This is a genomic window from Acinetobacter sp. LUNF3 (assembly GCF_022699605.1).
GTDB classification, from domain to species: domain Bacteria; phylum Pseudomonadota; class Gammaproteobacteria; order Pseudomonadales; family Moraxellaceae; genus Acinetobacter; species Acinetobacter johnsonii.
The window spans coordinates 508,096-520,598 of sequence record NZ_CP093968.1 but is presented as its reverse complement, the minus strand read 5'-3'; the positions used below and the strand labels follow the sequence as shown (position 1 = coordinate 520,598).

Sequence of the window (12,503 nt, the reverse complement as noted above, 5' to 3'; positions counted from 1 at the left end):
TCAATATGAGGCTGCAGCAACGATTATCCATTTCTATCTAAAATACACCTTCAAATCTAGGGCTAAGACCTTATGCTCGAACCGCTTACTGCCTCAAAAATTTAAAATTAAGCTTGCTCAGTATGCTTTAAAAGCAAAAGTCGAGTAATGTCCTCACAACTGTTTTGCAAATGCTGTTCTGCATTTTTCAATGCTGTTGCTAAATCACAGTCGGGTTCATTGATCGAAACAATTTGACTAAACCCTTCATCAAATAATGCCTCAACATCCTCTCCGACACGTCCAGCAAAGGCAATCACCAGTTTATTCAACTGCTTGGCTAACTGAGCCACCGCCCACGGCGTTTTGCCAAACTTGGTTTGGAAGTCGATACTGCCTTCACCAGTAAAGACATAATCGGCTTGCTTTATTTTCTCCGCCAGTTGAGTTTGCTCAATCACCCACTTCGCGCCAGACTGAAGCTTAGCGCCCGTAAAGGCCATTAGACCAAAACCTAGCCCTCCTGCGGCGCCTGCCCCTGCGACATTACGTATCTGTAGATTAAGCTGTGTTTCCACCACATCTGCAAAGTGACTCAAGTTTTGATCCAACTGCTCAACCATCTCTGCGCTCGCCCCTTTTTGCGGGCCAAACACATACGAAGCGCCTTGCACGCCACATAGTGGATTGGAGACATCAGAGGCAATCAAAACTTGAACCCCGTGCAAGCGTGGGTCTAAAGCCTGCATATCAATCCGTTCAATATCTTGTAAATGGCCACCACCAACGGGCACTTCCCGCCCTTGTGCATCTAAAAAGCGTACTCCAAGCGCCTGTGCCATACCACTACCTGCATCATTAGTAACACTGCCTCCAAGAGCCAAAATGATTTTGGACACGCCTATATCCAATGCATGCCGAATCATTTGCCCTGTCCCTAAAGTTGTGGTCAGTAATGGGTTTCGCTGTGTGGGCTCAAGCAGATGAATACCATTGGCTTTGGCCATTTCAATAACAGCCGTTTGCCGACCGTCAAATAAGCCCCAATACGTTTTAACTCGTTGTGATGGCAATGGCCCTGTTACCTCACATTCGATCTTTTGGCCTGCTAATGATGTTAATAAAGCATCGACTGTGCCTTCGCCGCCATCGGCCATCGGCACATGTATACATACAGCATCAGGGATTATGTTTTGAATTCCACGCTGCATCGCCGCACAGGCCTGTTCTGCTGTCATACTTTCTTTAAATGAATCGGGCGCTAAAATAAAAGTTGTCATCATCCATAATTTTTTTAGAAAATTTAATTTATTAATAACACGATTTATAAATTTCCCGCCCGCATTTTTCTCTTTTCATTGTCCTTGACACAGTTCGTTGTGATTGAAACTGAATACATCTCGATAAAGTCAAAATAACCTCAATGATTTTTTAATTTTAAACATAGAAGAGCTTTACTGTGCTGTCACCAAAACGACCACCATAGTTCATTTGGTTTTAATGCATAAATTAAACAAAGTGCGAATCAATTAGCCGATAAAATCATCATTAAACATTCAACGCTCTTTAAAAAAATAGGTGATGTATGCAACGAATTAACTTGGGAAAAGCCGCACCTGAACTGTATAAAACGGTTTTAGAACTCGAAAACTTATCCATGCAAAAAGTCCAACAAGCAGGTCTTGAGATTGGGTTTTCACACTTGTTGAAACTGAGAGCCTCACAGATTAACCAATGTGCATTCTGCGTGCGTATGCATACGCAAGATGCCATGAAAGCAGGTGAATCAATGGAACGGATTGCCCTCATCAGTGCATGGCAAGAAAGTGGATATTTTTCCGAAAAAGAACGCGCCGCACTGATTTTAATTGAAGAAATCACACTCATTGCTCAGCAGCATTTCCCCGATTCGGCGTATCAAGAAGCAGCAAGAATCTTATCCGATGCAGAAATTGCCGCTATTGAATGGATCGCGATTGTGATTAACACGTGGAATCGTATTGCGATTTCAAGTCAATATGCCGTCAATCCGTAAACCTGCCATTCAGCTTTGCACATGATATAAAGCACACGAAAAAAGGGAGCCTGCATGGGACTCCCTTTTATTTTTTAAGAATGCTTTATTCAGATTGGCTTGCTGGTGGAATCTGCTTAATGGCTGCCGCTAGAGTCAGATAATTAATCCCTTGGAATAAAATATCAAAAGCAAGAAATAAGCCCAGCACCCAAAATGGAGCATCTGGTGTGGTTAAAATCATAATGCCTGCCAGCAGAGTTAAAACACCAGAAAAAAGTGTCCAGCCCCAACCTTGGAATGCTCGAAATAAGATTGCATTAAAGATACGAATGACCCCAGCAATAATCAGAAAAACCGCTAAAACACTGGTCAAAACAATGGCTGTTTTCACAGGGGTACTAAATGCGTAATAGCCTGCGACCAAATACAACACACCAAACAATGCCCATAACCAACGGAAGCCACCCTCAAAAATCTTAAAGGCTGCGATGAAGTGTAGAACACCACCTATCATCATCAGCACGCCAAAGATAAACACCACAGATAAGGTGGCAAAAGGCAAAGCGGCCAAAAGAACGAAACCAAACAACACCAATAAAATCCCTAAACCCAAATACCATTTACGATTTTCATGGAGTTGATGGCGAACTAAATCATTACCGACTGTTTTCATCTTCTTCTCAAGTTTGATTTTCGTTCACTTAGTTTTAACATGTTTTGCAGCGAACTTGTAGGCTTGAGTTTATCCACACAATCAATCCATGCTGTGGATAAACACAGCATTATCCACAGTTACTTTTTCCACCCAATTTCAATCGCAGTGATCTCATTCACCAATGTTTCATCAATCGATTCAGGCATTTTACTCTGTGTTTGTGAGGTCGGAATGTGCCCGGCCATTAATTCAGCTTTGGCTTGAGGGAACAGCGGTTGTTGATTTGGATAAGCATAACCCGCAGGATACATCGGCTGTCCTGTGGCTAAGTCGTATTTATCACTGGCACCAAAGGCATGTAAAAGCTCATGTGCAAGCACGACTTTGTTTTGCTCGGTTTGCTTGTTAGATGCAAATAAATTCACCGAACCGATACGACCTTTTTGCAAAGCTGTCGAGTGTTTCAGCTCTTTGGTCAGTGCTGGGTCATAATAGTTCAAATACAAAGTAACAGCGGGTGCACCATCTGAACCTTGATGGTTTTTCCATGCATAATAACGGAACTTTAAGCTCCACAAGACCGTATCCAATAAACTTGCCTGCTCAGGTACTTTCGGCGGTAGCTGTTTGAGTTCACGCCCTAGTTGGAAATAAATCGCAATCGGTTGGCCGCGATATGTCGCCGACATCTGCTCTAAATAACCTTGTACCCCTTTTAAGTTCGCAGGCGTCAATTGCTGTATATATTGCTGAGTTGTACCTTGCCCATCTGCATTCACTGGATGCAGTAATACAATAATTGGCTTGCTCCAATCTTGATTTTGATCTCGATATGCATTTAGCGCCACTACCAACAAAATCAACAGCAAGATTAAAATACGAATTTTTTTCCACATATCCCCAAAATCCAATTTTCTTAATCGCTTATCTAAAAATATCAACTGATTTAGTACGCCAATAAAATCTAAAGCAGAACTCTATTAATTTTTACAAACTTATTATTATCTAATTCTTTAAACTCAAGCCAACCAGAGTGTATTGATTCTACAGCTTCTTCATAATTTCTAATATTTAAATCAGAATTTTTCAAATATTTAATAATATCAGACATCTGAACCCAACCATTATCTACTGAGTAATTATTAATTGCCTTTTGCACTAAGCGAATAAATGTACTAAAACTACTTTTCCTTAAATACATTTGGCTTCCATTCATTTTAGTCTCAAAAATACCTAAAGCTTTAACTAAACTAGATAATTTATCAAAACCATAGTTTCTGGTATCAAAATCAGGTTTCACAGCATTAATATAACCACCTACTAACCCTAAATACGCCCAGCCACTATCATCCGAATTATCTTTAACGGCTTTATAAATCAAATTTAAGGTTGCCCGATCAACTGATTCTGGAATAATTCTTTCTTTTGGTTGGATTGCTTCTTTTCGATCAGTTGCTTTCAAGGTTTCTACTATTTTTTTGGCCGTAGATTCAGAAAGGAACTCATCTTCAATATTTTTAAGATCACTATCTGAAATTAAATTTTCTATATAAATGAATTTATCACAAGCTTTCTTAAAAGCCTCTGGAGTTTTCTTTTTCCCAAATCCATAAACACTTAAGCCATTTTCACGGATACGAGATGCTAAAGGGGTAAAATCACTATCGCTAGAAACGATACAAAAACCATCCAAGGCCCCAGCATAAAGTAAGTCCATCGCATCAATAATTAAAATCATATCTGTAGCATCTTTACCTTTTGTATAGGCAAACTGCTGAACTGGCGTGATTGCATGAGGTAAAAGCACTTCACGCCAATTTTTCAAAGTGTCGCTACTCCAATCACCATACACACGCTTGACACTAGCAATACCATATTTAGCTACTTCTTCAAGTACTGATGGAATTGCACTAATAGATGAATTATCAGCATCAATTAGCACTGCAAATTTTTTTGTTTGTATGTCCACATACACCCCAAATATTATGATTATTTGAGAATCATTTTGACATAAAAAATGCCCACCAAAGTGAGCATTTCTTGATTATTTCTAAGCAATTAAAACTTAAGCTTCAACCCATTTTCCATCATTGAACACCAATGACCACTTGGTTTGCTTACCTTCAGGCGTTTCAGAACCAATATATTGCGCTTGATTCTTACGGCTAAATTTCACCAAAGTTGGATTCCCTTCAGGGTCAACATCAGGTGCTTGCAAAATAAACTGATACTTTGGATCAAGCTGATCGGCAACACTACGAAGTTCCGAAACCTTTGGTGCACGTGTTTCACGTACTTTCGGGAACTTACTTGCCGCCAAGAATAAACCAGCCGCCCCATCACGTAATACAAAAAAGTCATCATGCTTAGTTGAACGTAAATGTTCCATCTTAATCGGGTCTACACGCGGAGGTGCAGGTTGACCACTTTTTAAGACTTTACGTGTGTTATCACAGCTTGAGCAAGCAAAATAAGGACCAAAACGACCCGTCTTCAGCTGCATTTCCCCATCACACTTATCACATGGAATGGTTGGGCCATCATAACCTTTGATCTTGAACTCACCTTCTTCAAGTTCAAAACCAGCACAGTCTGGGTTATTACCACAGACATGTAGCTTACGACCACCATCGATCACATAGCTGTCCATCGCAGTTTCACAGATTGGACAGCGTTTTTTCGACATCAAATCTGCCGTTTCTGCTGCGTCATCATCAGAAAGTGCGGCAAGTGATTCAACAGGCGTTAAGTTTAACGTGCCTTTACAACGCTCTTTCGGCGGTAAGTTATAGCCAGAACACCCTAAGAAGACACCTGTGGTTCCCGTACGAATCTGCATTGGACGGTCACATTCTTTACAGTGTACTGCTTCAACCTCTACAGGTTGGTTGCGGCGCATACCGCCTTCACCTTGCGCATTGGTCAGGCGCTTTTTAAAGTCGCCATAGAAACTGTCGAGCAACTCTTTCCAGTTGCGTTCACCATCTGCCACTTTATCGAGCTGACCTTCTAAGTCCGCAGTAAAGTCATAGTTCATGAGGTTATTGAAACTTTCATCTAAACGATCAGTAACAATCTCACCCATTTTTTCTGCATACAGACGGCGGTTCTCGAGTTTGACATAACCACGGTCTTGAATGGTCGAGATAATCGCCGCATAAGTCGATGGTCGACCAATGCCCTTTTTCTCAAGCTCCTTCACCAATGACGCTTCAGTAAAACGTGCTGGTGGCTTGGTAAAGTGTTGCGATGGATCTAATTTTTCAAGCTTCAGAATTTCACCAACTTTCACCGCAGGCAATAACACATCATCGTCTGACTTGTTTTGACCACGGACTTTAGTGAAACCATCAAAGACTAAGGTGCGACCTTTGGCTTTAAGTTCAACACCGTTGGCATCCACTAAAATAGTCGATGACAAGTATTCTGCTGGTGTCATTTGACACGCGACGAATTGACGCCAAATCAAATCATACAAACGTTGTGCATCACGTTCCACACCCACCAAGCTGTCACCTTTTAACGCAACATTCGATGGACGAATCGCTTCGTGGGCTTCTTGTGCACCCGCTTTGTTACCATAGCGGTTCGGCTTAGCAGGCAGATACTTCGCACCAAACTCGGTCTCAATATGATGACGTACCATATTCACCGCATCGTCGCTCAAAAACGTCGAGTCGGTACGCATATAGGTAATAAAACCCGCTTCATACAAACGCTGCGCCAACATCATGGTTTTCTTCACAGAGAAACCCAAACGTGTACTGGCTGCTTGTTGTAAAGTCGAGGTGATATACGGCGCACTCGGATTCACCTTAGTTGGTTTATCTTCACGTGCTGAAACTTTGTAATCTGCGTCTTTAATGAGCTTCAGTAAAGCATCAGTATCGGCTTTATTGCGTAGCTTTAAAGCTTTACCTGCTTGTTTGACGGCTTCTAAACGAATCTCATCGCTCTGTGACTTGGTGTCTGCAAAAACTTGCCAGTATTCTTCGGGAATAAACGCACGAATTTCACGCTCACGCTCAACCACCAATTTAACTGCGACAGACTGAACACGACCTGCCGATAAGCCACGGGCAATTTTTTCCCAAAGTAAGGGCGAAATCATAAAGCCAACAACACGGTCTAAAAAACGGCGTGCTTGTTGCGCATTCACTTTATTGATATCAAGGCGTGCTGGATGCTTAAATGCATCTTGAATGGCATTTTTGGTAATTTCGTTGAACACCACACGTTGATAACGTGAGTCATCGCCACCAATTACTTCTTTTAAATGCCAAGCAATCGCTTCCCCTTCACGGTCCAAGTCCGTTGCGAGATAGACCTCGTCAACTTGCGAAGCAAGCTTTTTCAGTTCAGCAACCACATGCTCTTTGCCTGGAAGCACTTCATAATGTGCTTTCCAGTCATGCTCAGGATCAACCCCCATACGATTGACCAGTGCATTTTGTGCTTTTTCAGCTTTCTGAGCATCGGTCAGTTTGGTTCGTGTTGCTGGCTTCTTTTCTGCAGTCTTACTGGAACCACCTGTAGGTAAATCACGCACGTGACCCACAGACGACTTCACAATGTAATTCGAGCCTAAATATTTATTGATTGTTTTCGCTTTTGCAGGCGACTCCACAATCACTAAAGCACGCTTTTTCCCAGCCTCAGGAGAATCTGCTGTAGTACTTTTGGATGTGGACCGAGGAGCTTTCGCCATATTAACCGTTAATCCTGTTTCAATGGGTCTGTAAAATTAAAGTTCAGCCAAAGACTGTAAATATGCTTTCATGGCATCTAACTGGGTTGCTCTTAAGTCAGAATGCTCATCCCAATAGAGTCCCACGCAGTTTGCTTGCATATCAATAGCATAAATACCCTTTAATTCAATGGGTAAATGTTTAAACTTGTCATCACCTGTAATGAGTTCAAGCTGTTGATCAACAACGCGAGCGCGCATTAAAGGTAGGCGTGCTTCTGGAATCAGGACACTGTAGTACGCCACCATGCTGGCACGGTTTTCCGAAGCCATTGGTATTTTCGTCCAGTCAGGTGCTGCGACTAAACGCGGGTGTAAACCCATCTTGCGCGCTTTATCACGCATTTCACCTAAAGCTTTTTCTCTTGGACTTACACGAAGTCCAAAAATCGAACCGAGGATGAATAAGATGATAAATCCGACAACCCAAATTCCAGTATTTTCCATAGCACAACCTTTTTATTCCTTTATTAGAGTTGCATAAGCACAATATAAAACGCAAGTTTGAACGATAAAATTAATTTAAGAACATTTCATGACTATATAGAACTTCATGTCCATTCCAGTAAATATAGCCTTTATCGAGTAACTCTTTCAGTAACATACGCACATCTGACTTCGGAAACATTTGCTCAAGCAAATCACGGAGTGCATAGATATCTTTGGGTTTATTGGTTTTTAACTCGCGCAGTTTTCGTGCGACCTCAAGCTGTACAGGGTCAATCTGTGCAAAGTTTTTAAACAACTCTTGTTGCACGGACTGCGTATCTGCAGTTGGTACAAGCTTATCCACGACACTGTCTTTTTGCAGTTGCTGTAGCGCTTGTTGCATGCTTTGCGGCTGTGAAATTGGGTCTTGTTCATCTAAATTCAGTGCCAACCACTGCTTCAACACTTTTTTACGAAAGCGAATTTGCTCATCATAGCGTTTGATGATTTTGAGATTAATCAACATCCCCACTACCCGTTGCGTCTTTTCAGGTACGAGTTGCAAAATATTACTTATTGAATTTTTTAGACCGTCCAATGTGTTCGGCTTACCTGACATTTTACCCAAAGCATCACAATATTTTTTGACCATTTTTAAATAAGGCTGATTTTTGATGCTGTCTAAACTGGGAAGATGACGTTGACTTGGTAACACTTCAGACTGAATGAGGATCAAATTGCTCTGAATATGCGAAGATTGCATTAAGTCCAAAAGTATCTCTGCTGTATTGACCGCAGAGATAATTTCAACCTGCGTTTCTGGCTCAAGCAAAGCCATTAACTGCCCCACCACCACGGCATATTCGAACTCTTTTTGCTCGGCTTTGGGCGTGTCTAAAATCACCACTTGACCACTACTGATCCAAGCAGCCAGTTCCGTCAAATCTTGCAATGCATACTCAAATTGACCTTGGCAATGAAACAAATACAAAGTCGGATAATGCTCCACAATCTCGCGCAACAATTTGGCAGTCGGAACATTATTTTCAAGGTCAAGAAGAACAACTTTTTGAGTCATAGGACAGTTTTTATGGGATACACCAGAAAGCGGCTATTAGAGTAGGAACTGCATCAAAGGTCAAATGATTTCGTCAGTCAAATCGAGCTTTGAGTTGGGTAAAACAAGAAAAAGAGAGAAGACTCAGCAACATCTATAACCCACATCACAGCATTTTTTAGCCACAGACAGTAAATGAACTTAATAATGTGGTGGACGATCAGCCATCGGGTCAAATGTTGCAATTCCATCGGACAAATCTGAAGATTCAACACGTTGATACAAAATTTGCATTTGTTTTTTTAAATCAGCAATTTCCAGTCCTTGAATCACCAATTGTTCATTGAGTTGTTCAACTAAATCATCTAAAAATGCAATTCGGACTTGCAAATCTTCAATGGGTGCGGACAATGGCGCTTGATTATCAATATTTTGTTGTTTAGACACTTCAAGTCCTCATTTGAGATTTTTCAGGAAACATTATGGCCTATATTACTTTAAGGGATGTCCAACTTGCGTTTGGTGGACCTGCCTTGCTCGATGGCGCGAACTTTTCATTAGAGCGCGGTGAACGAGTGTGTTTAATTGGTCGTAATGGTGAAGGTAAGTCTACTTTACTTAAACTGATCGAGGGAAGTTTATTACCCGACTCTGGTGAAGTTTCTCTGCAAAATGGCATCACCATTTCTATGTTGGCGCAAGACGTGCCAATGGACTCGGGCAAAGTGGCGGATATCGTGGCGGACGGCGCAGGTGAAGCCGCAGATGTACTCAGAGCCTATCATGAAGCCAGTGATGCTTGTGTGCTCGGGGACATGGAAGCGTGTGACCGCATGGGTAACCTACAACACAAACTAGATCAGTTGGATGGCTGGGCTTTAGAAACCAAAGTCAATTCTATTTTAAGTAAAATGGGCCTAGACCCAGATGCCGATTTGGCCGATTTATCGGGTGGTCGTAAGCGCCGTGTGCTGCTTGCTCGTGCGCTTCTTACCCAACCCGATGTGCTATTACTAGACGAACCAACCAACCATTTGGACGTTGAAAGTATTGAATGGCTCGAGAAGTTTTTACTCGATCAAAATAATTTAACTTTACTCTTCATCTCGCATGACCGTTCATTTGTAGACAGTATTGCAACTCGTATTGTAGAGCTTGACCGTGGCACTTTGCGCAGTTACGAGGGTAACTACTCACGCTACCTCGAACTAAAAGCACAGCAAATGGAAGCTGAGGAAAAGCAGAATGCACTGTTTGACAAACGTTTAGCTGAAGAAGAAGTGTGGATTCGCCAAGGGATTAAAGCGCGTCGTACCCGTAACGAAGGTCGTGTACGTGCCTTAAAAGAATTACGTGAACAGTCGAAAGCGCGCCGTTCGCAGCAAGGCAAAGTCAGCATGGCAACACAAGACGCTAGCCGTTCAGGTAAAGTAGTCTTTGAAATTGAAAACTTAAGTGTTCGCTTTGGTCATGATGCACCTATCATCAAAGACTTCTCTGCATTGGTGCTCCGTGGTGACCGTATTGGTCTTGTTGGTGACAACGGTGTCGGTAAAACTACCCTCATTAAAGCCATTTTAGGCGAACAAGAACATACGGGTACGGTGAAAACAGGTACGCAATTGGAAGTGGCTTACTTCGACCAATTACGTAATGCTCTCGACCTTGAAAAATCTGTCAAAGATAACGTGTCAGAAGGTTCTGACCATGTCGATGTGAATGGCAACCGTCGTCACATTTACAGCTATTTGCAAGATTTCTTGTTCTCACCAGAACGTGCGCGTACACCAGTCAAAGCTCTTTCAGGCGGTGAGCGTAACCGTATTCTTTTAGCCAAGTTACTACTTAAGCCATCTAACTTAATCGTGATGGACGAACCCACCAATGACTTGGATATGGTGACACTAGAGCTGCTAGAAGAAATGTTGTCCGACTACAAAGGCACCTTACTGCTTATTTCGCATGACCGTGCCTTTATGGATAACGTGGTCACCTCAACTTGGGTGTTTGATGGTAAAGGCAATATCGATGAATACATCGGTGGTTACCAAGATTACTTACAACAGCGACCAGACCAAACTGCGGTTGATCAAAAAAGTGCTGTGAAAAAAGCAGCAGCGAAAGCTGAAGCGAACGCAGCACCTGCTAAAAAAGTCAAACTCAGCTATAAAGATCAACGTGCGCTTGAACAACTGCCTGCCGAAATGGAAGCACTGGAAAAAGAGCAAGCGGAAATCAATGCTTCACTTGCAGATGGTTCATTATTTATTTCAGATGCAGACAAGGCGATGACGTTGTCGAATCGTTTGACTGAAATTGATGAGCTATTGCTGGAAAAACTGGAACGTTGGGAAGAACTGGAAAATTTAACCAAATAATTTTTCGTAAGCTCCATAAAAAAACTCCGCGTGACGCGGAGTTTTTTTATGGAGCTCAGCTGAGGGTGCCCACCACCATCGAAAAGATGTCCATCTCTTCCATTTAGGTGCGTTCGTCTACATCATCCAAGCCTATATCACATCACATTTGCAGAGTGCGAACATCGGGTTGATTCTGAACATTGACCCTTCATTCTTGCTTCATGCTAAACTCGAAACATTCTTTTTTCAGCCTTTATCGCAATTTATGAGTTCGAAGCCAGACTATCAACCCGGTGAATTTCAGTGGTCTTTTCTGCACCCCAAATATTGGGGCGTTTGGATTGGTATCGTCTTTCTCATGATATTGGCGATTCTCCCATGGGCAATTCAACACCGACTGGCCACCCTTTTAGGTAACCTCAGCTTTAAATATTTGAAGTCGCGACGTAAAACCACCGTTCGTAATCTGGAGGTGTGTTTCCCTGAATGGTCGGCCCAAGAAGTCCTTGAAAATGCCCGTTTAGTTTTTGTCGATCAAATGCTGGGCGCATTTGAAACGCTGAATGCGTGGTATAGCCCAAAGTGGTTTACTGGCCGTGTCAGTATTGAAGGTTTAGAACATATTCAAAAAGCACAAGCAGAAGGTAAAGGCGCACTGCTTTTAGGAACCCACTCTACTTTGCTCGATGCGGGTGGTTATCTATGCGCGCAGTATTTTGAACCAGATGTGGTGTATCGCCCACAAAATAATCCACTGTTGGATATGCTCATCTACCGTTGCCGTGCCACCATTTATGCACATCAAATTGATCATGATGACATGCGTGGTTTGGTCCGTAACTTAAAAAATGGCCATGCTATTTGGTATAGTCCAGATCAAGACTTTGGCTTAAAACAAGGTGTTATGGCGCCATTTTTTGGCGTTCCCGCAGCGACCGTTACAGCACACCGTCGTTTATTGAAAATGACCAAAGCCGCAGCTATTCCTCTGTATTTTTATCGTGATGGGGATATTAAAAACCCACAATACAAAGTGTTGATTGAACCTGCGGTCGAAAACTTACCCGGTGAAGATGAAGTCGATGATGCGACACGTGTGAATCAAATTATTGAAAATCAACTCCGCATTGCTCCGACTCAATATATGTGGTTCCACCGTCGCTTTAAAACTCGCCCTGCAGGCTATGACAAGATTTATTTTTAACAAAAAAAGAGCTGCTTAAAAAGTAGAACCCGAGTTCTGCGTCCTGCAAAACTCG

General features: G+C 42.2%; 10 protein-coding genes and 1 pseudogene. 3 read left to right on the top strand and 8 right to left on the bottom strand.

The genetic code is table 11. The annotated features are described in order from the left end of the window. Positions 1-107: 107 nt before the first annotated feature. Positions 108-1,262 carry a glycerate kinase gene (locus MN200_RS02475; protein WP_242760024.1) on the bottom strand — a complete coding sequence of 385 codons (1,155 nt, stop codon included), beginning with the start codon at positions 1,260-1,262 and terminating at the stop codon, positions 108-110. 302 nt (positions 1,263-1,564) lie between these two features. On the opposite strand from MN200_RS02475, the gene MN200_RS02470 reads away from it, so the two are divergent. After that, positions 1,565-2,014, top strand: a complete 450-nt coding sequence (locus MN200_RS02470) for a carboxymuconolactone decarboxylase family protein (protein ID WP_058868883.1) — start codon at positions 1,565-1,567, stop codon at positions 2,012-2,014. Positions 2,015-2,099: 85 nt separating this feature from the next. On the opposite strand, the gene MN200_RS02465 is transcribed toward MN200_RS02470, so the two are convergent. The 7 genes and pseudogenes from MN200_RS02465 to MN200_RS02435 form a co-directional block, all read right to left on the bottom strand. Beyond that, complete coding sequence (locus MN200_RS02465) at positions 2,100-2,669, bottom strand: HdeD family acid-resistance protein (RefSeq protein ID WP_004692502.1); 570 nt, start codon at positions 2,667-2,669, stop codon at positions 2,100-2,102. Between the two features lie 119 nt (positions 2,670-2,788). Then, positions 2,789-3,547, bottom strand: coding sequence for a hypothetical protein (locus MN200_RS02460; RefSeq protein WP_242760023.1), 759 nt, complete (start codon positions 3,545-3,547; stop codon positions 2,789-2,791). Positions 3,548-3,837: 290 nt separating this feature from the next. Next, positions 3,838-4,620: pseudogene (locus tag MN200_RS02455) on the bottom strand (NYN domain-containing protein); the annotation flags it as partial. Between the two features lie 96 nt (positions 4,621-4,716). Continuing rightward, the gene (gene topA, locus MN200_RS02450; RefSeq protein ID WP_058868881.1) at positions 4,717-7,359 is read right to left on the bottom strand and encodes a type I DNA topoisomerase; all 2,643 of its coding nucleotides are present in this window, start codon (positions 7,357-7,359) and stop codon (positions 4,717-4,719) included. A 36-nt stretch (positions 7,360-7,395) separates the two neighbouring features. Beyond that, complete coding sequence (locus tag MN200_RS02445) at positions 7,396-7,845, bottom strand: ammonium transporter (RefSeq protein WP_004692510.1); 450 nt, start codon at positions 7,843-7,845, stop codon at positions 7,396-7,398. Between the two features lie 70 nt (positions 7,846-7,915). Then, positions 7,916-8,905, bottom strand: a complete 990-nt coding sequence (locus MN200_RS02440; RefSeq protein ID WP_058868880.1) for a hypothetical protein — start codon at positions 8,903-8,905, stop codon at positions 7,916-7,918. Positions 8,906-9,085: 180 nt separating this feature from the next. Next, positions 9,086-9,331 (bottom strand): SlyX family protein, encoded by a 246-nt coding sequence (locus MN200_RS02435; RefSeq protein WP_004692513.1) that lies wholly within the window; start codon positions 9,329-9,331, stop codon positions 9,086-9,088. 35 nt (positions 9,332-9,366) lie between these two features. Between MN200_RS02435 and MN200_RS02430 the strand changes: the two genes are divergently transcribed. Then, entirely contained in the window at positions 9,367-11,262 is a 1,896-nt protein-coding gene (locus MN200_RS02430; protein ID WP_004692515.1) for an ATP-binding cassette domain-containing protein, read from the top strand. A 247-nt stretch (positions 11,263-11,509) separates the two neighbouring features. Beyond that, a complete protein-coding gene (locus MN200_RS02425) occupies positions 11,510-12,448 on the top strand; it encodes a lauroyl acyltransferase (RefSeq protein WP_131229927.1) in 939 nt (312 codons plus the stop codon). Positions 12,449-12,503 lie beyond the last annotated feature (55 nt).